At 61.7% G+C, this 22,864-nt stretch carries 16 protein-coding genes and 1 tRNA gene; 10 read left to right on the top strand and 7 right to left on the bottom strand.

All coding sequences use genetic code 11. The features are described 5' to 3' along the window. Positions 1-209: 209 nt before the first annotated feature. The 4 genes from clpX (at position 210) to lon (ending at position 5,965) form a co-directional block, all read left to right on the top strand. On the top strand, positions 210-1,487 hold the full coding sequence (gene clpX / locus ACTIGC_RS07870) for an ATP-dependent Clp protease ATP-binding subunit ClpX (protein WP_439633869.1): 1,278 nt from the start codon (positions 210-212) through the stop codon (positions 1,485-1,487). 100 nt (positions 1,488-1,587) lie between these two features. After that, entirely contained in the window at positions 1,588-2,430 is an 843-nt protein-coding gene (locus ACTIGC_RS07865) for a hypothetical protein (protein WP_439633868.1), read from the top strand. 167 nt (positions 2,431-2,597) lie between these two features. Next, a complete protein-coding gene (locus ACTIGC_RS07860; RefSeq protein ID WP_439633867.1) occupies positions 2,598-3,281 on the top strand; it encodes a hypothetical protein in 684 nt (227 codons plus the stop codon). A 287-nt stretch (positions 3,282-3,568) separates the two neighbouring features. Continuing rightward, the gene (gene lon / locus ACTIGC_RS07855; protein ID WP_439633866.1) at positions 3,569-5,965 is read left to right on the top strand and encodes an endopeptidase La; all 2,397 of its coding nucleotides are present in this window, start codon (positions 3,569-3,571) and stop codon (positions 5,963-5,965) included. 74 nt (positions 5,966-6,039) lie between these two features. Here lon and ACTIGC_RS07850 read toward each other — a convergent pair whose 3' ends face one another. Continuing rightward, the gene (locus ACTIGC_RS07850) at positions 6,040-6,684 is read right to left on the bottom strand and encodes a peptidylprolyl isomerase (RefSeq protein ID WP_439633865.1); all 645 of its coding nucleotides are present in this window, start codon (positions 6,682-6,684) and stop codon (positions 6,040-6,042) included. A gap of 273 nt (positions 6,685-6,957) precedes the next feature. Between ACTIGC_RS07850 and ACTIGC_RS07845 the strand changes: the two genes are divergently transcribed. The 3 genes from ACTIGC_RS07845 (at position 6,958) to ACTIGC_RS07835 (ending at position 10,962) form a co-directional block, all read left to right on the top strand. Next, positions 6,958-8,133 carry a bifunctional chorismate mutase/prephenate dehydratase gene (locus ACTIGC_RS07845; protein WP_439633864.1) on the top strand — a complete coding sequence of 392 codons (1,176 nt, stop codon included), beginning with the start codon at positions 6,958-6,960 and terminating at the stop codon, positions 8,131-8,133. Positions 8,134-8,211: 78 nt separating this feature from the next. After that, positions 8,212-8,287, top strand: a tRNA-Val gene (locus ACTIGC_RS07840). Positions 8,288-8,448: 161 nt separating this feature from the next. Further along, positions 8,449-10,962, top strand: a complete 2,514-nt coding sequence (locus ACTIGC_RS07835) for an acyltransferase family protein (RefSeq protein ID WP_439633863.1) — start codon at positions 8,449-8,451, stop codon at positions 10,960-10,962. A gap of 20 nt (positions 10,963-10,982) precedes the next feature. Here the strand turns inward: ACTIGC_RS07835 and ACTIGC_RS07830 are convergent, their stop codons facing one another. From ACTIGC_RS07830 to ACTIGC_RS07815, 4 genes are all read right to left on the bottom strand, one after another. Next, positions 10,983-11,699 carry a sugar transferase gene (locus ACTIGC_RS07830; RefSeq protein ID WP_439633862.1) on the bottom strand — a complete coding sequence of 239 codons (717 nt, stop codon included), beginning with the start codon at positions 11,697-11,699 and terminating at the stop codon, positions 10,983-10,985. A 170-nt stretch (positions 11,700-11,869) separates the two neighbouring features. Then, complete coding sequence (locus tag ACTIGC_RS07825; protein WP_439633861.1) at positions 11,870-13,105, bottom strand: glycosyltransferase family 4 protein; 1,236 nt, start codon at positions 13,103-13,105, stop codon at positions 11,870-11,872. Positions 13,106-13,108: 3 nt separating this feature from the next. Beyond that, complete coding sequence (locus ACTIGC_RS07820; protein ID WP_439633860.1) at positions 13,109-14,767, bottom strand: heparinase II/III family protein; 1,659 nt, start codon at positions 14,765-14,767, stop codon at positions 13,109-13,111. A 72-nt stretch (positions 14,768-14,839) separates the two neighbouring features. Next, positions 14,840-16,975, bottom strand: coding sequence for a bi-domain-containing oxidoreductase (locus ACTIGC_RS07815; RefSeq protein ID WP_439633859.1), 2,136 nt, complete (start codon positions 16,973-16,975; stop codon positions 14,840-14,842). A gap of 319 nt (positions 16,976-17,294) precedes the next feature. On the opposite strand from ACTIGC_RS07815, the gene ACTIGC_RS07810 reads away from it, so the two are divergent. Then, positions 17,295-18,644 (top strand): DUF2793 domain-containing protein, encoded by a 1,350-nt coding sequence (locus ACTIGC_RS07810; protein WP_439633858.1) that lies wholly within the window; start codon positions 17,295-17,297, stop codon positions 18,642-18,644. Here ACTIGC_RS07810 and ACTIGC_RS07805 read toward each other — a convergent pair. Then, the gene (locus ACTIGC_RS07805) at positions 18,608-19,822 is read right to left on the bottom strand and encodes a hypothetical protein (protein ID WP_439633857.1); all 1,215 of its coding nucleotides are present in this window, start codon (positions 19,820-19,822) and stop codon (positions 18,608-18,610) included. The genes ACTIGC_RS07810 and ACTIGC_RS07805 overlap by 37 nt on opposite strands. A gap of 65 nt (positions 19,823-19,887) precedes the next feature. Then, positions 19,888-21,138 (bottom strand): lipopolysaccharide biosynthesis protein, encoded by a 1,251-nt coding sequence (locus ACTIGC_RS07800; protein ID WP_439633856.1) that lies wholly within the window; start codon positions 21,136-21,138, stop codon positions 19,888-19,890. A 202-nt stretch (positions 21,139-21,340) separates the two neighbouring features. Between ACTIGC_RS07800 and ACTIGC_RS07795 the strand changes: the two genes are divergently transcribed. Together ACTIGC_RS07795 and ACTIGC_RS07790 are read left to right on the top strand one after the other, a co-directional pair. Next, positions 21,341-22,192, top strand: coding sequence for a metallophosphoesterase (locus ACTIGC_RS07795; protein WP_439633855.1), 852 nt, complete (start codon positions 21,341-21,343; stop codon positions 22,190-22,192). Positions 22,193-22,266: 74 nt separating this feature from the next. Next, a complete protein-coding gene (locus tag ACTIGC_RS07790; RefSeq protein WP_439633854.1) occupies positions 22,267-22,863 on the top strand; it encodes a polysaccharide biosynthesis/export family protein in 597 nt (198 codons plus the stop codon). The last annotated feature ends 1 nt before the right edge of the window (position 22,864 follow it).

Here is a 22,864-nt window from a genome sequence, read left to right as displayed (position 1 = left end):
TGAAACCGCAGTTTACGCTGCGGGCAGCACCTCGCGCTTGATTGACATGCGCGCTGGTGATCGAATGGCGTTTGAAGGGAAACGTTTCGTCAAGCTCCGGCCCTGATCTTGCAGGGTAGCCTATCGGACTGATTCCGGTGGCGGACGGGTGAAGACGGCGGATCGGGTCCCTATGTTAAGACACACGGGCGCTGCCGATTGGAGCGAGTATGACCAAGGCGACCACAGGCGACGGGAAGAGCACCCTGTACTGCTCCTTCTGCGGCAAGAGCCAGCATGAGGTGCGCAAGCTCATCGCAGGGCCGACCGTATTCATCTGCGATGAATGCGTGGAGCTGTGCATGGACATTATCCGCGAGGAGAACAAGACCTCGCTGGTGAAGTCCCGCGAGGGCGTGCCCAGCCCCCAGGAAATCTACCAGGTGCTCGAGGACTATGTGATCGGTCAGGCGCACGCAAAGCGCGTGCTCTCGGTCGCGGTCCATAACCATTACAAGCGCCTGAACCACGCGGCCCAGAATGCCGATGTGGAGTTGTCCAAATCCAACATATTGCTGATCGGCCCCACGGGCTGCGGCAAGACGCTGCTGGCCCAGACGCTGGCGCGCATCCTGGATGTGCCCTTCACCATGGCCGACGCCACCACGCTGACCGAAGCCGGCTATGTGGGCGAAGACGTGGAAAATATCGTTCTGAAACTGCTGCAGGCGGCCGATTATAATGTCGAGCGGGCCCAGCGCGGCATCGTCTATATCGACGAGATCGACAAGATCAGCCGCAAGTCCGATAACCCGTCCATCACCCGCGATGTGTCGGGTGAGGGCGTGCAGCAGGCGCTCCTGAAGATCATGGAAGGCACGGTTGCCTCCGTGCCGCCGCAGGGCGGGCGCAAGCATCCGCAGCAGGAATTTTTGCAGGTCGATACGACCAATATCCTCTTCATCGTAGGCGGCGCATTTGCCGGCCTTGAGAAGATCATCTCGCTGCGTGGCAAGGGCTCTGCTGTCGGTTTTGGCGCCGATGTGCGTGATCCCGATGCGCGCCGTCAGGGCGAGGTTCTGCGCGAGGTGGAGCCGGACGATCTGCAACGTTTCGGCCTGATCCCGGAATTTGTCGGCCGTCTGCCCGTCATCGCGACGCTGGAAGACCTCGACGAAGCCGCGCTCATGCAGATCCTGACCGAGCCGAAAAACGCGCTGGTGAAGCAGTATCAGCGCCTGTTCGAGATGGAAGGCGTGGGCCTGTCCTTCACCGAGGATGCGCTGATCGCCATCGCCCAGAAAGCCATTCTGCGCAAGACCGGCGCGCGCGGCCTGCGCTCGATCATGGAGGGCATTCTGCTCGACACCATGTTCGACCTTCCCAGCCTTGAGGGCGTGGAAGAGGTCGTGGTGAACGCCGAAGTGGTCAATGGCGATGCCAAGCCGCTCTACATCTATTCCAAAGCCCGCTCCAAGCTGGAAGAGGCGCCGCGTCAGGGCGCTTGAGCACCCTCTCTGACAATGGCGGAAAGATCGACGCCCCGGCTGTTCGCCGGGGCGTTTTTCGTATCAACTCGCCTGAAGAACAAGATGGGGGAGTTCCATTGTGAGCGGGATCAGGGGGAGCGTCTGGGCTGCCGCAGGCCTGACGGCGCTGGCAGCGGGCGCATGTGTCTCGGCGGCAGTCGAAGACGATACGCAGATGACAGCTGTTCGCGCGCCGCTGGAGGAGTGCTCGGCTGTTACGCGAAGTAACGCGCCCATAGGGTTTTACGGCATGGACCGGCGCTATTCGCCCTCCGAAACCATGTCGAGCGTTGCAGTCGTGGCGGGAGCCAGCTTCCCCTTCCGTATCGGAGAGTATTACGGGCCCAGCGGGGTGCGCCCTGTTCCGGGTCAATGCATTGAATGGCAGATAGAGCCGCCAGGCCATGCGTCGCTTTCCGAGGAAGGCGAGCGCCTGACAATAGCCGATGATCTCCCGGTGGGCTCGGTCGTTGAACTCCGGGCAGTGATAGCCCAGGAGGGCGAGCCCACGCGGACTGGTGCCTTGCGGATATCCATTGTCGACGAGGCGTCACGCCAGCTGATCGGGACATGGAGTTTCGAGGACGTGCGTGGCTGTAGCCGGATGTCGATTGATCCGCCGCGCGAGGTGCGCTTTGACGCCGAGAATTTTGCGCGTGTCGCATGGACGGTTTTTGAACGGTACTGGGACTATTGGGGGCACTATACGTGGGATCCGGAAACCGGGGCGTTCGGTCTTGAGCCCACAGGCGGAAACCGCCTCCCGCCCGATGTAAGCGCGACCGGCCGCCTTGTGGTGGAGGAGGAACGCCAGCTTGCCATCTCCGGCCTCCATTTCGGTACCCGCGAGCCTGACAGGCAGACCGCCCTCGTATCGGCGGCGGACGCAGGCTGCACTCTGGTCTTCAGACGGCAAATGTGAGGAACACCATGACGTCTTTCAGACTGACTTCTGCAGGGTTGGCGCTTCTGCTCGCATCCTGCGCGACCACACGGGCGGACGGGTCAGCACAGGAGGCGGGCGCGGGCGCCGCGGCCATTGACTGTGCCAGCTATCCTAGAAGCGATGCGGCTCTGGTTTTTCACGCCATGGATGCGAACATTCCGCCTTCGCTGCCTGCATCGCGCATTGTGACGGGGGCGGGTGTGAGCATCCCAATCAGTGTGGGCCGTTTTGATCCGCGCCGTGGCATCGAGCCTGTGCCTGTGCAGTGCATGGACTTCGAGATATCGCCGTCAGACGGCGCACGGATATCGCAGGACGGCCTGTCCATCGAGATCGGCGAGGATGCCCGGCCCGGTTCCGATATCATGCTGACCGGAACCCTGCGCGGCAGCCGACGCGGCGAAGGGTCTGAAACGTTGCGGATCGTTATCATTGATGACACCGCCCGCCAGCTGATCGCCACCTGGTCTTTTGACGCGGTGCGTGGCTGCGACGAGGCTGAAATTGATCCGCCGCTGGAGATACGCTTCGAGGTGAATAATGGCCTGTCGGTCACATGGACGCCGTTCGGGCGCTATTGGGACTATTGGGGCCGGTATGAATGGTCGCCTGAGACCGGCGCCTTCAGCTTTGAAGCAACTGGCGGCAATCAGATACCTTCAGATATCAGCGTGAACGGCGAAATGGCGCTGGAAGGCGACCGGCACCTTGCCCTGTCGGGTGTTCATTTCGGCACGCGCGAGCAGGGTGCGCCTCCCTCCAGCGCATCTTCCGCCGAGGCAGGCTGCACTCTGGTCTTCCGGCGGCAGGGGGCCGTGCCGCAATGAGCCAGATCAGCCTGCTCCGCAGCCTGCTGATGTCCCGGAAATTACGTATATATTGACTGGAAGGTCTGCCAGCGGGCTTTCGGCCGGACTTCCACCTGCCGCCAGATTTCCGCTGTGACAGCGGTGTGCCTTGAACGCGTCCGCTTCAGCTTCCACTTGTTGTGCGAAGCGAAGCGCGCGAGGCTGAATGCATAGCGCGCCGTTAAACCCTTTGGCGGACCCTTCCCTACGGGTTCAGGCCGTGACAGCCGGTTATCGGGCCGGCTGCGGCCCACGGAGACATGAGTATGAGCGAGACCAAAACCCTTCCGTTGCTGCCCTTGCGCGACATCGTGGTGTTTCCCCACATGATCGTGCCGCTATTTGTCGGCCGCGACAAATCCGTGCGCGCGCTGGAAGAAGTGATGCGAGGCGGCAAGCAGATATTGCTCGCCACGCAAAAGAGCGCAGGCGATGACGACCCCAAGCCGGACGCCATTTACGAGTCCGGTGTTCTGGCGTCGGTATTGCAGCTCCTGAAGCTTCCCGACGGTACGGTGAAGGTGCTGGTGGAAGGTTCGCAGCGCATCACCATCAAGGCGTTCAGCGATAATCAGGCCTATTTCGAGGCTGAGGCCGAGCTTGTGGACGAAGACACCGGGCCGCAGTCCGAGGTTGAAGCGCTGATGCGCGCGGCTGCTGACAAGTTCGATGAATACGCCAAGCTCAACAAGAAGGTGCCGCCCGAAGCCCTCTCGGTCGTCAGCGAAATCTCTGACGCGGCCAAGATGGCTGACACCATCTCGGCGCACTTGGCAGTGAAGCTGACCGAGAAGCAGGGTCTTTTGTCGAACCCGAATGTCGTGGCCCGTCTGGAGACCGTTCTGGGCCTGATGGAGGGCGAGATTTCCGTCCTTCAGGTGGAGAAGAAAATCCGCTCCCGCGTCAAGCGGCAGATGGAAAAAACCCAGCGCGAATATTACCTTAACGAGCAGATGAAGGCGATCCAGCGAGAGCTGGGCGAGGGCGATGATGGCCGCGAGGAGCTGGCCGAACTTGAAGAGCGTATCGCCAAGACGAAGCTCACCAAGGAAGCGCGCACCAAGGCTGATGCCGAGTTCAAGAAGCTGCGCCAGATGAGCCCGATGTCGGCGGAGTCCACCGTCGTGCGCAATTATCTCGACTGGCTGCTCTCCATTCCGTGGAACAAGCGCAAGCGCTCCAAGATCGACCTGACGAAGGCGCAGACCACGCTCGATAACGACCATTACGGTCTTGAGAAGGTCAAGGAGCGCATTGTCGAGCATCTGGCCGTGCAATCACGTACGAAGAAAATCCGCGGGCCTATCCTGTGCCTTGTTGGCCCTCCGGGCGTCGGCAAGACCTCGCTTGGCCGCTCGATCGCCGAAGCCACGGGGCGTGACTTCGTGCGCGTGTCGCTGGGCGGCGTGCGTGACGAGGCGGAGATCCGCGGCCACAGGCGCACCTATATCGGCTCCATGCCGGGCCGGGTCATCCAGTCGATGAAAAAGGCCAAGCATTCCAATCCGCTCTTCCTGCTGGACGAGATCGACAAGCTGGGCGCCGACTATCGCGGCGATCCGGCCTCGGCCCTGCTGGAGGTGCTCGACCCGGAACAGAACGCGACGTTCAACGACCACTATCTGGAAGTGGATTACGATCTCTCCGACGTGATGTTCATCACCACGGCGAACACGCTGAACATGCCTCAGCCGCTTCTCGACCGGATGGAGATCATCCGTATCGCGGGCTACACCGAGGATGAAAAGCTGGAGATCGCCCGGCGTCACCTCATTCCTCGCCAGCTGAAGAACCACGCGCTGAAAGAGGACGAATGGTCGGTGACTGATGACGCGCTGCGTGAGGTCATCCGCTACTACACCCGCGAGTCCGGTGTGCGTAATCTGGAGCGTGAAATGGCGCGCCTTGCCCGCAAGAGCGTGGTGAAGCTGGAGAAGGGCGAGACCGACAAGGTGGTGATTACGCCGGAAAGCCTGGAAGGCTTCCTGGGCGTGAAGAAATACCGCTTTGGCGAGACCGAGGAGGCCGACCGCGTTGGCCTCGTCACCGGGCTGGCCTGGACGGAAGTCGGCGGTGACCTGCTGACCATCGAGGCCGTCACCATGCCGGGCCGTGGCCAGATGAAAGTCACCGGCAATTTGCGCGATGTGATGAAGGAATCCATCTCGGCGGCGAACTCCTTCGTGCAGTCGCGTGCGCCGTCCGTGGGCATCAAGCCGACCATTTTCCGCCGCACCGACATTCACGTCCACGTGCCTGAAGGCGCGACACCCAAGGATGGTCCGTCAGCGGGTATCGCCATGGTGACGGCCATCGTCTCGGCACTGACCGGCAATCCGGTGCGCAAGGATGTCGCCATGACCGGCGAGGTCACGCTGCGTGGCCGCGTCCTGCCAATCGGCGGCTTGAAAGAAAAGCTGCTCGCGGCGCTGCGCGGCGGGGTCAAGACCGTTCTCATTCCCAAGGAGAACGAGAAGGACCTCACCGAGGTGCCGGACAATGTGAAGGCCGGCCTCACCATCATTCCGGTGGAAGCCGTCGATGAAGTGCTCTCCATCGCTCTGGTCAATCCGGTTGAGCCGGTGGAGTGGACCGAGGCCGACGAGGCGGCTCTCGCCGCCATGCCATCATCCGGCGAGGCGGGCGAGGCAAGGGCGCATTAGGGTTTGCACCGTTAGAAAATGGAAAAGCCCCGGCCATTCGCCGGGGCTTTTTCTTGGCGGGCGACTTGCGAGATTTACTCTCTTTCCCAAATCCGCACGCTCTCTATCCGCACCGGCTCCACGATGAATTGCGGGTACTGGAAGGCCTCTGGCGCGCCATCAAGGCTGGTTTCCTGCGCCGCGATGGCCTCAACGATTTCGATGCCCCAGAAGACGCGGCCGAACACGGCATAGCCCGCCTCATCGGGATTGCGCCTGCCCGGTCCGGAATCCAGCCCCGGATAGTCTTCGACCATGATGAAGAACTCGGTTGTCGCCGTGCCGGGTTCATTGCGTGCCATGGATATGGCGCCATAAACATGCGACAGGCCGGTTTCTCCAGTCGGTTCGTGGGTAATGCCCTCAGCGCCCGGCAAGCCGTCGAACCCGTAACCGCCCTGTATGAGATGCATGGGCTCAATGCCGGGGCGGTCATTGTCGGGGCGTACAGCGCGGTAGAAAGAGCCGCCATCGTAATGCCCGGCTTGCGCATGTTCGATGAAGTTGGCGACCGATACCGGCGCGGCATCGGGATAAAGCTCCAGGTCGATCACCCTAAGCGAAGTGACGATCCGGGCGTCGATCACCCGTGATTGCGGGGTGCCATAGCTCTCCTGGCCGTCTGGCGGCGTGCAGGCGGCAAGAGCGATTGCGGCTAGCCCAAGGGCGAAGTGCTTCATGGCGGTTATGTCCTTCTATGCGCGGGTCATAGCGTTTCACGCGGGCGATGCATTGCCAAGCCTGTTGCCATAGGGCGTTGACCGCACCTGATTTCGCGCTCACAGTAACCCCATGAGCACTCGCAGCATTTTTGCCACCCGCTATTATTTCAGCCTCTTTACCGGGGGCGGGTGAAATCTGCGCGCAAACTAGCAGCCAGACGGATTTCACGGCCCCCTCCACCAAACCGGACGGGGCCGTTTTTCATTTCAGGGACAAGAGGGCAGGGTGCCATGACCACACACAGCGACAGCCGGACCGAAGAGCGCGCAAGCCTTCGCAATGCAATTGACCAGACAGATGCCAATCTTGTGCGCACGCTGGTGGAGCGGCGCCGGCTTGCCGAGGCGCTGGGTGCGCTGAAAGCCGGTGACGGCGCACTGGTGCGCGATATGGATCGGGAACGGGCGGTGCTGGACCGGGCCATTGCGCTGGGCCGGGAGGAGGGGCTGGACGAGGCCTTCGTTGAAAAGCTCTTCCAGCTGGTTATCGACGACTCCTTGCGCCGTCAGCGCGCCGGGCTTGATGCCCGCGTGCGCACCGCCACGCTGAACGAGGCCAAGGTGGCCTATCTTGGCGGGCCGGGCAGCTACAGCCAGTTTGCAGCCGACGCGCATTTCGCTGGGCGCTACTCCGCCGTCATGCCCGTGATCCAGCGCGAGTTTGCCGGCATTTTTGAAGCGGTCGAGAAAGGCGAGGCCGATTACGGGTTTGCGCCCATCGAGAACACCACAACCGGCGGCATTGTCGAGGTCTACGACCTGTTGCGCGATACGAAGCTGAAGATTGCTGGCGAGCATCATTACAAGGTTGAGCACTGCATAGTCGGCAAGGCGCACGATCTGGGCACCGTGCGCACCGTGCTGGGCCACCCCCAGGCGCTGCGTCAGTCCCAGCGCTTCTTTGCCCGCCATCCCGAGCTGAAAACCCGCGCGGTCAGTTCCTCCACCGAGGCGCTGAACGAGGCGCTGACAGGCAAGCCGGATATCGCCGCCGTGGCCGGGCGCGACGCAGCGCGCCTGTTCGGCCTGAATGTGATCGATTCACATGCCTCCGATCACCCGGAGAATTACACGCGCTTCGTCGCGCTGGCGATTGACCCCGAACCGGCATCGCCGCTGCTGCCTTGCAAGACATCGCTGGTAATCGTGACGTCGGACGCCGCCGGCTCGCTGGTCAGCGCGCTGGATGGCTTCCGCAAGGAAGGGGTGAGCCTGACCAAGCTGGAGAGCCGGCCGATTGCGGGCAAGCCGTGGCAGCAAATGTTCTTCCTCGACCTTGATGGTCATGAGGAGCACCCGAACGTGGCCCGTGCGCTCGAAACCCTGCAAGGCCATGCGGTGTCAGTCCATTCGTTCGGGTCTTACGGGTCGGACAGGCTGGAGCCGGCCAGGCGGGGCGGGGCATAGGCCGCCGCTTCGGTGCAACTGATGGCAGCGCGGTGATTGCCCGCGCGCGCGCGCGGCGCTAAACAGCGGCCTCTGGAAGGGTGGTTAGCTCAGCTGGTAGAGCAACTCGTTTACACCGAGTAGGTCGGCGGTTCGACCCCGTCACCACCCACCAGATTCTCCTTTGATGGCTGCGGTGTTTGTTCGTTTGATTGACAAGCTGCGCCTGTCCGCTGCCTGCCAGCTCAGGCCATGCTTGTTCGTTGATCATCGTGCCGCTACCGGCTAGACCCCTCATGGCTCTGAATGAGCTTCTCCGGGGGAGTTGAAAAAACCGTGTCGTTCAGTGGACATGCGTCAGAGATGGCCTATCGGGCCGACATTGACGGACTGCGCGCTGTTGCTGTGCTGTCAGTCATTCTGTTTCATGCCAATGCCAGCTGGATGCCCGGTGGCTTTATTGGCGTCGACATTTTCTTCGTCATATCCGGATTTCTGATCACCGGCGTTATCGCCAAGGCCCATCAAACCGGCAGTTTCAGCTATGCCGAGTTCTATCGCCGGCGCATCAAGCGGTTATTCCCTGTCCTTTTCACGGTCATAGGCGCGACGCTTCTCGCCGGTCAGTTCATCCTCAACGAGCCTGACAATCAGCGCATGGCGCTATCGGCGCTGGCGAGCATTTTCTTTGCCGCCAACGTGTTCTTCACCTTCGGGCTTGATACGGACTATTTTGCCGACAGTGCTGCTCTGGAACCCTTGCTTCACCTCTGGTCGCTCGGCGTGGAGGAGCAGTTCTACATCGTCTGGCCTGCCATTCTGGGGATTGCCGGAGCCGCATGGCTGACTCGCCGTGTTGGCATTGTGGCAATCATCATCGCGGCGATGGCGTCGTTCACGCTGGCCCAGGCGCTCCTGGGTGAGCATCCAATGTTTGCCTACTACATGCTGCCTGCGCGCGCCGGTGAGCTATTGCTTGGCGCACTTGCGTATGCGCTGACCGAGCGAGGCGTAGCGGACAAACTTGGTCGGGCAGGGCGCGAGATCTTGTCATGGACGGGCGTTCTCGCTATCGGCTGGAGTCTGATAGCGCTCAATGCTGAAAGCCTGTTTCCGGGATTTGCCGCCCTGCCGGCAACCGCCGGTACAGCGGCCATCATTGTGGCAGGTGCCTCGCGGACCACTACGCTGGGAAGGCTGCTGGCCTGGCGCCCGGTCGTCTGGATCGGGCTGCTATCATACTCGCTCTATCTGTGGCACTGGCCGATTCTGGCGTACTCCCGCTATATGTTCGGCGATTTGTTGCTGGCTCATCAGCTTATCGCCATTGGTTTGACGTTTGGACTGTCAGCGGCGTCCTACTATCTTATCGAGACGCCGGTCCGGCACAGCAGGGCCAGTTTTTCCCGGCTGTTTACCGTTCACTTTGCGGCGCCCTCCCTGATGATTGCACTGGTGGTCGGCGGGGTCGTAATGACGGGCGGGTATGCGTGGCGCTATTACGATGCCGGGTATCGGGCGAGCATTGAAAGTTATGCGGCAGCGGCGGAGCCCGCCTCGCGCATGGCTTATGTGTGTCAGAGGGCGCGGTTGAACGCCAATGATCTCCTGAACCCGGCATGTGCGGTCAATACCCAGGATGAACCTAACGTACTCGTATGGGGTGACAGCCACGCTGGCCACTACGTTCCGGCTCTGGGTGTGCTTGCTGAGCGCTATGGCTTTGCGTTCCGCAACGCCGCTCATAGCGCGTGCCCGCCCTTCGCGAATGAAGCGAGAGTCTTTGCGCGACGGGCAAGGCTGGATGAATGTGTCAGTTCTGCGCATATGATGACCGAGATTGCCCGCCAGTATAGGGCAGTCATTATCTCCGCCAGCTGGGACACCTACGCCCTACGGGATACGCCGTTGATGCTGGACGAGTTGGAGGCCACGGTCCGTGGCCTGACCGGGGCCGGTACGTATGTGATAGTTCTCGGCCAGGTCTCACGCATTGGCAATTTCGACCGGAACTGCCTCTGGAAGCGGCTGCGCCTGCCGTTTCTCGATTGCGGGGCCCGCTGGGGGGCGCCGCGTGAGGTGATTGATGCGATCAATGAGCAAGTCGCGCTGTCAGCCCGCCGCGCGGGGGCAACCTATTTTGACTTTAACGATGTGCTTTGCCGCGACGGGCAGTGTTCGGCCTTTCTCGACAGGCAACTCGTATATTACGATGATGGGCACGTGAGCGCTCATGGATCGGTGTTGTTGGGCGAGGCTCTCCGCGATGATCCGCTGGCTGAGGCGGTCTTTGCGCCCTTGGCACAATTCACCCCGCGCAGCTCCACTATTGCCTGGAGCGAACTTCAACCCTTTGACCTTGCTGCAGTCCTCGGTGCGGTCGGTTCGCAAGCACGGGTCCTCAGGGACGATTCAAGTGGCGACTATGTTTCTCGGCGTATTACCACAATGCCCAATCGTGCCGGACTTTTTCTGGCGGAGCATGAAGGGCTGGCATTACGCAGCGAGATTGTCAGTTCGCGCGAGCAGCGCGCCGAGATACTCATCCGTGTCGAGATAGGCGAGGCGGGAGATCGTAAGCAGTACAATATCTATGTTGACCCGAAGACAGGAGCGGTCCGGGCGCGCGGTGAGGCGTTCTCCGCACTCCGGTCCAGCATGGCCGATGATGGCAGGATATCCTTCGAGGCATTGATCCCGCCGGTCCATACCGCTGGCAGTTTTCAAGTACGAATTTTCCCCGCAGCCACACGGCGGGCAGGGGGTGGAAATTCGCGAGAGGCTACGGGCGTGGTGACGGTGCACAGCCTTGATGTCGCTCGTGTCCCTGCGGCGCTCCATACGCAGTAAGGCGCTGGCAGCATCACCCGCTAAAGCACGCCTGCGCGCGAGATGACGACCTTTACGGTCTGCCAGAGGATCCACATATCGAGGCGCCAGGACCAGTGATCGGTGTAGAACTGGTCATAGCGCGCCTTCTTGCGCGCGGTCAGGTTGTTGCGTCCCCTGACCTGCGCCAGCCCGGTCAGGCCTGGCCGGGAGAGTTTGCCGTTGGCAAGCAGCCTGCGCTCGTAAATCCCCGGATCGCTGGGTAATAGCGGGCGCGGGCCTATCAGGCTCATCCTGCCTGTGAGCACCGGGATCAGCTGGGGCAGCTCGTCCAGGCTGGTGCGGCGGAGGAACTGGCCCGGCGGGGTCATGCTGGGAGGCGCAGTGGTGAACTGTTCGCGCGGTTGCAGCGGCGATCCGGCTTGCATGGTGCGGAATTTCGGCATGGGGAATGTGGCGCCATTGCCGTTATCGCGTGCCGACCAGAAGAGAACCGGCCCCTTGCTGGTCAGCCTGACAAGCAGAGCCGTTGCCAGCAGCAGTGGCAGCATGAAGGTCAGGGCAGCTCCGGCAACTGCAATGTCAAAAAGGCGCTTGCCTGCTCCGCCCGTTTCGCGCCCCGGCGAGGCGCGGCCAGCGTCACCGCGCGGTGAGGGGCCGGGCTGACCGGACGTGCGCATCTGGACGCTCTGCCGGAGTGCCAGCAGGCCGTCTGCATCCCTCCCCAGAAGAGTGCCGCGATTGTCCATTGCTGCCATCATTCCTGCCAGCGACCCGCGCGGACCGTGACACTTGCGCACCCTTCTCCGCAATGTGAATCACTCCGGCTACAGGGCAGCGCCCCCAATTCCGGCACTTTACCGCACGGATGTTGCATTTGCGTAACGGCTCGTTAAGCATGCGGGGGTCTTTCCTCCCGAAGAAGGTGCTATCGAGCGCGGGCGGTGCGGGAGATGGCGTCCAGCATTGCGCTGGCCAGCGTCTTGCGGTCGTAGCGTGGTGCTGCGCTAAGGCACCGCTCGCGAAAAGCATTGAGACGGGCAGGGGCGTTGGCGAGCTGCGTGATCGCTTTTGCAAGTTCAGCTCCGTCCCCGGGCGTGACCGTGATCCCGACGCCTTCGCGTTTTACGATTTCCGCAGATTCACCTTCTACGGCGTGGAGAACCGGTATTCCCATCGCCATGCACTCAAACAGTTTGGACGGAATAACGGACCGGAAGAGGGGATCGGGCCGGAGGTGGATTATGGAAACGTCCAGAAGAGACCAGTATTCCGGCACCTGGGCTTTCGGCACGCTATCGAGAAACAAGACGTTGGCCAGGCCGCGTTTGGCGGCATCTGCTTTCAGGGCGGCTTTCCGGGCGCCGTCGCCGAGAAGGACAATCCTCACATCAGCCGTTTCTGGCGCAGACTGTAGCAACCCTGCAGCATCAAGAACCGTTTCAAGGCCGTGGGCCAGTCCATGCGTGCCCACGTAGCCGGCCATAAAGCGCCCGTCCAGCCCCAACTTGTGCGCCAGCGCCGCTGGCTTGGGCAGAGGCAGGAAATGGGCGAGGTTGGCGCCATTGGTCACAACGTGGATTTTGTCCGCCTTGATGCCGCGGGAGACCAGCTCGTCCTTGAAAGAGTGCGTGACGGCAACAATCTGGCTTGCCCGCCGGTAAAGGAACATTTCGATAGTTTCGAGCGTGACTAGTAATGGACCTTCCCGTACCGCCCCCACTGCCTTGATCGAAGCTGGCCAGATGTCGCGCAGCTCAAATATCCATGGGCGGCGGCGAAAGAGGCTGACCATGAAGGCCGAAATCGCCGTAAAAAATTGCGGCGAAGTACCGATGATAACGTCCACCTTGCGCACGCCAAATGAGGCGATAAAGGCCGATAGCATGAAGCTCACATAGTCGAGCGTGCGGCGGTAGAAGCCCTCATTGGCGGTGATGTAGGTCCACGCACGGATGACGGTGATGCCATCCATTTCCTCACGGCCATACAGGCGGTTGCGATAGCCGGGAAAGACCTTTCCGGCCGGGAAGTTCGGGGCGCAGGTGATGACGGTTACCTTCGCGCCCAGCCGTACCCATTCGCGCGCGTGTTCAAAGGTGCGGCTGGCGGGCGCGTTGACCTCGGGCGGGAAGTTGTCGGTCAGAAACAGGATGTGCATCATTTCCTACTCACCCCAGCTGACGGTTAGCTGGGCTCTGCCGGCGTGCAAAGGCACGGTCAGACGGTTTGCCGGTAAACTCATCCCGAACTCCGGGTGCCAGCTGGATGGCGCGATGCGCGCACGCCCGCCCTCCGCCTGCCAGATCACGCGTTTGCCACCGGGCAGGGTCAGCGTGCCGTGCGCTTCGCTGTCCTGCTGCACGCTGACATCGGGGTGGAGGTGGAAGACCGCCTCTGCCGGATTGCCGGCCGGCGCTGAAATCGTGTCCTCGATGGTGAGGCGTTGCCCGTCCAGGGCGATGGTGCGCGTATGGGCCGGCCTGCCGGGGCGATGGCGATAGCCGTCATGGCCGGCCGTGGCGGTCTGACGTTCCGGCAAGAACTCCACATGGCGGTGGGAGATCTTTGCGCGCCGCCCCACCCGGAACCCGCTCCAGACATCGGAGGAGTTCTCGCCCGCGATATTCACCGTGGAATGGGCCGGTGTGCCGCGCTGGCGCTGGCGCTCAGCCCCGGTGCCGTAAACAGAAGTGCCCGAATTCACGATCACGCGCTGGCCGAACAGGGATAGTTCGAAACTGAGCGTATCAGCATGAGCATGGCCGGGCAGATAGTCCGGGCCGATCGCGGCGAGGTCAGCGATGAGGACGGCCTCGTCAAGCTCCAGCCGGGCATAGCCGCTGTCTTCAAGGAAGACCGGCCCAGGAGAAGCAGGCGAGGGGGCGAGGTCGAGGCGCCCGGCGTAGGCCGCAAGCTCGCGATTATCGGGCGCGATGCCAAAGGCCGCATCGTTGAAAAAGCTGATCTTTCCGTCGGGATGGGACAGTACCGCAAGCCAGCGCAGCATAAGCGGCGCGCAATGACGCCAGTGATCTGCCTGCGCGGCCTGCCCGGGCTCCAGCGCGTCAGCGAAGACGGCCGTGATGTTGACAAGGTCAAGCACGTCCTCGACGGCCAGAGCGTGATACATGGGGCTCAGCTCGAACTGGCCGCCATCGGGGAGGATCTGCTCGTCGAATTCCCGCGCCAGAATGGAAAAGCCCATCTGGCGCCAGCTATCTGCTTCGCGTCCGTCAAACCATGATCCGGCGAAGACCAGCGCCTTGGCATTGGCAAACAGATGATTGCCGAGCAGATGGTATTCCAGCCGCCCCATCAGCCAGCGCGCCTGAACGGCAAGGCTGTCCACCATGCCCGGCGGCGGCGTGTTGCCCGCCAGCAGCCACTTGATCCAGTTCACGATGCGAAGGGAAACGGGGTAGGGCTCCCAGCCTGTGCCCTTGCCCGGCGGGTTTTCCGCTATCCAGCGCCGGATGAGCGCACCGTGCCAGTGGGCGCGGGCGCTGGCATCTGCCGCGTTCAGATCGTCGAAATAGTGGAGATTATAGCGCCACAGCTTGTCGCGCGCGGGATCGTCCCAGCCTGCTTCATCCAGCGATGCGGGCTCTGAGAGGAAACAAAAGCCGGTGGCGCCGGTCATCGAAGGATGGCGCCGGGCAGGCGCGCTCCACCGGGCGGCGGCGGGACGGCGGGAGGGTGCTGCACGCAGGTCCGGTTTGGGACGCGCCAGCCGGAACCAGATGCGGTGATAAATCTGCTGGGGCTTGAGGTGCCGCAGTGTCTCGAAATAGCGCATCAGGGTGTGCAGTGATGAAGAGGCCATTTTGTTTACCTGGTCACTGCCTCAAGCGTCCTGCACATCAGATGTCCGCGAAAAATGATGCCTGCTCCGGGCCTACTGTAAGGCTTTCGCCGCACAATCGATCGTCACGCGGCTGACCTCGACGATCTCTTCCCGGCTGATGGGCGGCGGCGCGCCATCGCGAATGGCCTTGATAAATGCCGCAGCGAAGGCTTGCTGGCCCTTGTCCTGCTTTGTACTGCCAAGCCGGGAAAAGCCTTTCCAGCCCCAGCCTTTAAGGGTGCGGAAATTGTCCAGCTGCAAGACGCGCCCGGCGGCGAAAGCCTCGATACGTTCCTTCGGGAAGCTCTTGTGGCCATTGGCCAGATAGTGGATCGAAGCGACGGAGCCGTCGGCAAATTCCAGCGTCATGCTGGTCTTGTCACTGCGGATTGGCTGGCCGGGATGAGCGCCGAGGCTGATGGCGCTGGCCGACACAATCTTGTGTCCGGCCAGATGCCTTGCCAGATCAATGAAATGGCAGGCCTCGCCGATGATACGGCCGCCGCCGACATCAGGATCCTGTGTCCAGTGGTCAGCGGGGATATCGCCTGCATTGACGGTGATGATGAAACTTTTCGGCTCGGCGACCGTGTCCAGCAGCGCTTTCATTTTCACGATGTGGGGCGCAAACCGGCGATTGAAGCCGACCATGAGATGCTGGCCGGGGCGGGCAGTGGCCTCGGCCTCGATCTCCGCCAGCTCTTCCGGTGTCAGGCAGAGCGGTTTCTCGCAGAAGACGTGCTTTCCCGCCCGCAAGGCGGCCAGTACCTGCCGGGCGTGCGCGTCATGGCGGGTGGCGATCACCACCGTGTCGATCTGCGGATCGGTGAAAATCTCTTCGCTGTCAGTTACGGCGTTGCGGAAGCCGAACTTGCGCCCGAAATGCACGGCGCTGACGCCGCCGGCGCTGGCGAGCGTATGAAGCTCTGCTCCTGCCGCCTTGAAGGCCGGGATCAGCACACGGCTGGCATAATTGCCGGCCCCCAGAACGCCAATGCGTCCCGGCGAGGTAGCAGGCCGGCTGACCGATGCAGCTTCTGGCAACGCCACGCGGCGTGCCACTGCCGCGTTCGCCTGATCTGCCGGGGCAGGGTAGTTGAGCAGTATGCCCAATGACGGCTCACCAGAGGTGAGAAGGTTCATCGCCCTGGCGCCGTCATCAATGTCAAAGCGGTGCGAAACGAGCGGGGCGGTGTCGATGCTGCCAGCAGCCATCATGTCCAGCACGGCCTCGAAATTGCGCTGCTCGGTCCAGCGCACAAAGCCTACCGGGTAATCCTGACCGCCTTCCTCGTATGCGGGATCGTAACGGCCGGGGCCGTAAGAGCAAGAGACCTGGAAGCTCAGCTCCTTCTCGTAGAAATCAGCCCGGCTGAGCTCCAGCCCCGTCACGCCAACCAGCACGATGCGCCCGCGCTTGCGGCACATCCGGGCGGCCTGCGAGACCGGCTCATTGCTCTTCGTGGACGCCGTGATGAGCACCGCATCAACGCCCCGCCCGCGCGAGAAAGCGGCTGCGCGTGCCAGCACATCTTCGCCCGCGCCGGGGTTGACGGTCTCGGCGCCGAACTGGCGGGCGAGGGCGAGGCGCTCAGGGTCGAAATCAATGCCCATGACACGGCAGCCCTGCGCCCGCAGCATCTGCACGGTGAGAAGGCCGATCAGCCCCAACCCTGTCACCACAACGCACTCGCCCAGCGTCGGCGCGGCAAGACGTATGCCCTGCAGGCCGATGGCGGACAGGACGGTGAAGGCGGCGCTGTCGTCACTGACGCCATCAGGAATGCGCGCGCACAGGTTTTGCGGCACGGCGACGATGCCGGCATGGGGCCCGTTGGAGACCACCCGGTCACCGGCGGCAAAGCCGGCGGCGTGGCTCTCTATCACCTTGCCAACATTGCAATATCCCAGCGCCAGCGGCTGATCGAGCTTGGAGCGGACGGCGTCCAGCGTGGCGGCGATGCCATCGGTGCGCACCTTCTCCAGCACCATCTTCACCTTGTCAGGTTGCTGGCGGGCCTTGTCGATCAGATTGCTCTTGCCGAACTCGACCAGCATGCGCTCGGTGCCTGCAGAGACAAGCGTGCACGATGTCGCCACCAGCACCTGACCCTTGCCGGCGCGCGGTGCGGGCACGTCGGCAACGTCAGTGGCGCCGGTTTTGAGAGACTGGAGGAGCTGCTTCACGGCGGATGTCCTGAACTGGGCTATGACGGCGTACGGGGAGACAAATGCATACCCTCATCGAGGGTGATTACGGGTACGAAACAGGGTGATTGCGGGTACGCCGATGCCCGTTTGGAATATTTGCTGTGGCCATTCATACCCCCCGCGCGGCGGAGCCGCCGTCCCTTCGCCGCTTCTTGCGGACAGATGTGGCGCCTGTCCAGTGCCCGGAGGGCGAAAATCGCCTGCAGGGGCAAAAAACCCTCCAAATCAATCCGGCCGGGGCGCGTTCCGGGCCAAAATGCCCGCTTGTCGAACCACAGACAGGGACCGCCAGCCCGTGACCGCCACCTCCAATCTGAACCTGCCCTTCATCATGCCCGCCCAGGCGCAAAAGCACGTCACGCACAATGACGCGCTCCTCATGCTGGATGCGCTGGTGCAGCTGAGCGTCGCCAGCCGCCAGCTGTCCGCGCCCCCCGAAGAGCCGGAAGCCGGGGAGCGCCATATCGTGGCAGACGCGGCAAGCGGGCCGTGGGCCGGCGTGCCGGCCGGTCATCTCGCCGCGTTTCAGGACGGAGCATGGCGGTTCTTCGCGCCGCAACCAGGCTGGACGGCGTGGATCGCCGATGAGGGCGAGGCGCTGGTCTTTGACGGCGAAGACTGGAGCGCGTTTACAGGCGCCGGCCTCAACCCGGCAGCGATGGTGGGGGTGAATACGGAGGCGGATGAAACCAACCGGCTGGCGGTAAAGTCCGATGCGGTACTGCTCAGCCATGATGATGTGACGCCGGGCAATGGCGGCATCCAGATGAAGCTGAACAAGGCGGCGCCCGGCGGCACTGCGAGCCTGCTCTACCAGACGGGCTGGTCGGGCCGGGCCGAGTTTGGCACCACGGGCGATGATGATTTCCACATCAAGGTCAGCGCCAACGGGGCCGACTGGCGCGACGCGCTGGTTGTCGATGCGGCCAGCGGCGCCGTCTCGATGCCGCACACCCCGCCCGTGGCCAACAGTTTCAATCTGCTGAAAGACGCCGGCCGGTTCGGCGGCAGTCCCGAGCCGCAAAGCGCCGTTGTTAGCGCTTTCGAGGCGCCCGGCTATCTGATCCCGGTTAACGGGGCAGCGTTCGTGGCCGGCCCGAAATATATCTACAATAACAGCACCTATGGAGGGACGGGCGCGGCGCTCGACCCGGATATCGATGCTCTCCTCACCCGTCTGAAAGATCCGGCCTATCGCCGTTACGGGGTGGAGTTCTTTGTCCTGCAGGTGACGGCGGGCAGCGGCACCGCGACTGTGCGTACGATCAATGGCACGCCCCATTACCTGCCGCTGCAGACGCCCCAGCTGCCGCAGCCGCCAGAGCTGACCATCAATATGCATGTGCTGGTAAAGTCGGGCAGCCTGGCGTGCACGATACCTGGGTCCTTCAACGCGCTGTTCATCGACGGCGTGCGCCACGGCTCCGCACAGATACTCACCCCGGATGATGGCTGGCGGCAGGTGACGCGCAGGCTCTTGTTCAATCCGCGCCAGTATGTGGGATACGACAATATCGCCATCCAGCTGTTCACAACGCCCGGCACGGTGTTCTGGATAGCGGTCCTGACCGTTACGCCCGGCCATCTGGCAATAGCGCCAGAACGCTATTACGGCGTTATCCCTGGCCTTGAGGCCTGGCGGTAGGGGAGAACCCCTTGTCGTGGGAAAAGTGTCGGTGCACACCACCCCACGGCCAATAAGAGCCAAAGCAGCGGATTGGAAGTCGATCCATATTGAAAACCAAGAAAAATCAGCGATAAAATATAAACTATCGACAATCTAATTCTATCATATTTGTTTAACGCGCGCGTTATTCTTTTTAGGCTGCCTATAAATATGAGGAAAACTAAAATGTAATGCGCTGCGGACAGGATGCCAAACTGGAGGAAAAATTCAACGAGGCCGCCCAAGTTCCTGCCCCCCGTCAGAAATGAAAATTCAGATCCAAAAACGTTAAGGTAAACTGTAACTTTTTCGTCGCTAGGACCAAAGCCAAAAATGCCATACTGAATAGATGATATTATTGAAATCGGAATGTTGAAAACTCGATATATCGCGCCGTACCGAAAAAGACTTTCTGGGTTTGAGCGCGCGTCATTAAGCAGCAGGAATAATCTGCTGTCTTGTCCGGTAATTGTACCAATCAGTTCAAATGCACCATAAAAAGTTAGTGCAATTAATCCAAAAATTAAAACTGTAGGTCTATATAGAAAAAATACGATTGATATCAGAATGCAGTGAACCGCAAACGAGTAAAGAGATGAGGAAATATATATATTTGCGGAAAATAATATCAGGGATATGAGGGCAAATGAGTTAAATGTTATTTTAGCCCTCTTGCTTGCATAGAGCAAAAATATGATCATGTTTAATATTGTGAGCATGTGTCCAAGTTGAGCGGGCTCAGGGGCAAGCGAACGCACGCCCCGGCCACTTTGAATCAGGAGGGCGATGTGCTCCGTGGGGCGGGATACCAGATCAGTAAGAAAGCTCGGCTCGAATAACTTCTGCACTAATCCGACCGCGATATATATCGCACTAACAAGCATTATGTTGGTCGTATTTATGATTATCCAGTTTCGTCGGCAGCATATGTATATGAATAGTGCAGTGAAAATTGGGAAAAAGCTTCTTATCACGTACGTTATTGTGGTCTCGTCCGCAAAAAAAATGGTGTGAAGTGCTACAATTATTGTAGCAAAAACTGCTGATTGTAAAACTGGGTCTTTTAGCTGTAATGCATATAACCCGATGCATGCAGCAATCAGCGCTGCAAATGGTTGAGTGTCAATTCCAGGTATCGGTCCAATATACGGAAACATGACAGCCAAAAATAACACTGTCGCTGTGATTTGTCTGGGAGTTATTTGGCGAAATTTTACCGAAGTCATGTGTATGTCCGACTGCCCAAAGGTCCCATTTGTATTTTGAGGCTCCTTTGCAAGAGTACGACGCTGACGAGTACCCAGCTGGTCATAGCTAACGCTGAAGCTAACGCCACCCCGGTGTTGCCCATGTACTCGCCGAAAAGGGGGCCGATGATGATCAATAGGCAGACGCCAGCACCTTGCGTAAGTGCGAATTGTGACGTTCGGCCAGAGAGGTTGGCAATATTTGCGACGGTGCCGAACCATGCGCTAACAAGCCTACCGGCGCAGAGGATCAGTGCCAGGCCCCAGGCTTCCCTGCCGATTTCTCCAAAAGCAAGCTCGAACAGGAAGGGGCCGGTCAGCAGTGGCGCGAAAGCCAGCGCGTAAAATCCGAGTGCCAGGCGCGAGGAGGATCGGGCGAGACTCTGCAGAGCGGGCCGGTCTCCTTTTTGGTAGGCTATCGCAATCTGCGGCCCGTACATTAGTTCAGCAAATTGCACGCCCGTTGATAATAGGAGCGCGTATTGCACAGCTGCCTTGAAGGCGGGCACCGCCTCAACTGACACCACGGAGGCGACGATCAGGATATGAACGGTTGCAAGCGCCGTGTTTCCAAAACTGTACGCGAGCAGCGGCCCGTAAGCCTTGAAATAGGGCCGCCAGGCAGACAGGGGCGCCGGAGCGAAGCGCGCCGCGCGCCAGGGCGCCATGAAGGCCAGAACTGCGCAGACCGCGACGAGGACAACGGCGTAAGCGGCGCTGAGCGCGGGAAAGGCCGCCGCGCCTGCCAGCCATAGCGTGATCGCGGCGAGAGCAAGGCCGGCGGGGCGCAGCACGTTCTCCGGTACGATGGCGGCGATAACCTTGCCATTCACGCGCGCCAGTCCGCCAAGGAAGAACATCGCGCCGCTCAGGGCCGCCACGGCGGCAAAGGCCCATGCCTCACCCGGAACAAGGGGCGCGCGCTGGGTAACCAGCGGCTGGGCCAGGAGTACCAGGCCGGTCACGGATACAATCGCGCCGCCACCAAACACGATCAGCCGGCCCAGCGCTTCGCGGTCGCCATCGGCCTTGTGGACCGAGCCAAAGCGTATCGCCAGCGTGAGAAGGGGGCCGAGCGCCGCGCCCGCCACGAACTGGGCTGCGGCCAGGAAGACGAAGAACTGCCCTGCGGCCTCCACCGGGAAGACGCGCACAATAACCGTGACCGAGAGCAGCGTGCCGATGGCGGCGAGGATGCGCAGGGCCGTCAGGCCGGCAACTTTCACCGCGCCGGGGCGGGGCGTGGGGGCCGGGTATGTTGCCAGTATCGTCCATCATTCCCCGCGCGGCCGCACTGTCCGCCAGCTGGCCGGGATGCATGCCCTGTGCCAGCCCCCACCGGGGCGGACCGTTTGCCGGAAAACGCGCCATGTCAAGGCATTGGCGGCCAGCTCATCGCGATTTTCCGGCCCCGGTGCGGCGATTTTGATGCGCGCCCCTGCGGTCCGGGCCGGTGCGTTGCGGTGGCAGGGTGTGCAGCCTATACATCGCACCATGTTTGAACGGCTGAAATCCCTCTTCGCGCCGCGTGCGCGCGCTGCCGCCCGGCCCGATCTGGCGCCGGGTGTGCGGCTCTATGCCGTCGGCGATGTGCACGGGCAGGACGATCTTCTGGGCCTGATGCTGGCGCGTCTGCGCGATGATGCGCTGGCGGCGCCGGCGGGGACGCGCTGCACCCTCATCATGCTGGGCGACTATATAGACCGTGGGCTGGGCTCTGCGCGGGTCATCGAGCGGCTCTCCACCCTGTCAGGCTTGCCGTTTGACGTGCGCTTCCTGAAGGGCAATCACGAGGAGGCCATGCTGGACTTTCTGGCCGATCCGGCGGCGGGGCCGGTCTGGGTGCAGTATGGCGGGGGTGAGACGCTGGCGGGCTATGGCGTGAAGCCGCCCGCCGCGCAGGCCGGCCCGCAGGCCTGGCAGGACGCGCACGCGGCGCTGACCGGGGCGCTGCCGGCCCATCACCGCGCCTTTCTGGAGGGGCTTGAGCCGTTCGTGGTGGAGGGTCCCTACATGTTCGTCCATGCCGGGGTGGACCCGGCAAAATCGCTGGCAGAGCAGAGCGAGCGCGACTTTTACTGGATACGGGAGAAATTCCTGCATTCGACGCGCCGGTTCGAGTATGTCGTGGTCCACGGCCATACGCCTGAACAGGACTATCATCATGATGAGCGGCGCATCGGCATCGATACCGGCGCCTATCTGACAGGGGTGCTGACCGCCGTCCGGCTGGAAGGCGATGACGTAACTTTCTTGCAATCACGCCGCGGGGAACGCTAAATCAGCAGGCCGGACGTTGGCATGGCGCGCAAAACGGTCATGCTGTAAGCGCCGACATATCGAGGGGATGCCTGATGTACCGCCTGTTGCTTGTGCTCGTTCTTGCGTTTTCCAATGTGGCGTGCGCGACCTCGGGCGTGTCCACCGGATCGGCGGCCATTGCCGGTTCGGATGTCATGCTGGCCGACCCCTCCCAGGAGCAGCGCGAACTCGTCGAGTACCGCCTCGGTTCGGGCGACCGGCTCCGCGTGATCGTCTTTGGTGAGGATACCCTGTCCGGTGAGTACACGGTGGATGGCAGCGGCGCTGTCTCGCTGCCCCTGATCGGGGAGGTGCGCGCGGGCGGCCTGTCCTTGCGCGAGTTTCAGCGCGCGGTGGAAGCCTCCTTGCGTGAGGGCTATCTGAACGATCCGCGCGTCAGTGCCGAAGTGATGAACTTCCGCCCGTTCTACATCATGGGCGAAGTCCGCGAGCCGGGCGAATACCCCTTCACGTCCGGCCTGACGGTCGTCAATGCGGTTGCCACGGCGGGTGGCTTTTCCTACCGGGCCAATACCCGCGTGGTCTTCATCAAGCGCGCAGGGTCTGACCGCGAAGTCCAGTATCCGCTGACGGTGAACACGCCGGTCCAGCCGGGCGACACGATACGCATCGGCGAACGGTTCTTCTAAG

It is taken from the genome of Glycocaulis sp., from assembly GCF_051859565.1.
In the GTDB taxonomy this organism is placed as follows: domain Bacteria; phylum Pseudomonadota; class Alphaproteobacteria; order Caulobacterales; family Maricaulaceae; genus Glycocaulis.
Note: the sequence above shows the minus strand (reverse complement) of the source record. Positions and strands in the feature narration are given on the sequence as shown.

What these genes read in the sequence shown, in the direction of transcription:
- clpX (WP_439633869.1), top strand. Translation starts at nt 210, where the DNA reads ATGACCAAGGCGACCACAGGCGACGGGAAGAGCACCCTGTACTGCTCC.
- ACTIGC_RS07860 (WP_439633867.1), top strand. Translation starts at nt 2,598, where the DNA reads ATGGATGCGAACATTCCGCCTTCGCTGCCTGCATCGCGCATTGTGACG.
- lon (WP_439633866.1), top strand. Translation starts at nt 3,569, where the DNA reads ATGAGCGAGACCAAAACCCTTCCGTTGCTGCCCTTGCGCGACATCGTG.
- ACTIGC_RS07850 (WP_439633865.1), bottom strand. Translation starts at nt 6,684, where the DNA reads ATGAAGCACTTCGCCCTTGGGCTAGCCGCAATCGCTCTTGCCGCCTGC.
- ACTIGC_RS07845 (WP_439633864.1), top strand. Translation starts at nt 6,958, where the DNA reads ATGACCACACACAGCGACAGCCGGACCGAAGAGCGCGCAAGCCTTCGC.
- ACTIGC_RS07830 (WP_439633862.1), bottom strand. Translation starts at nt 11,699, where the DNA reads ATGGCAGCAATGGACAATCGCGGCACTCTTCTGGGGAGGGATGCAGAC.
- ACTIGC_RS07825 (WP_439633861.1), bottom strand. Translation starts at nt 13,105, where the DNA reads ATGATGCACATCCTGTTTCTGACCGACAACTTCCCGCCCGAGGTCAAC.
- ACTIGC_RS07820 (WP_439633860.1), bottom strand. Translation starts at nt 14,767, where the DNA reads ATGGCCTCTTCATCACTGCACACCCTGATGCGCTATTTCGAGACACTG.
- ACTIGC_RS07805 (WP_439633857.1), bottom strand. Translation starts at nt 19,822, where the DNA reads ATGTTTCCGTATATTGGACCGATACCTGGAATTGACACTCAACCATTT.
- ACTIGC_RS07795 (WP_439633855.1), top strand. Translation starts at nt 21,341, where the DNA reads ATGCGCGCCCCTGCGGTCCGGGCCGGTGCGTTGCGGTGGCAGGGTGTG.
- ACTIGC_RS07790 (WP_439633854.1), top strand. Translation starts at nt 22,267, where the DNA reads ATGTACCGCCTGTTGCTTGTGCTCGTTCTTGCGTTTTCCAATGTGGCG.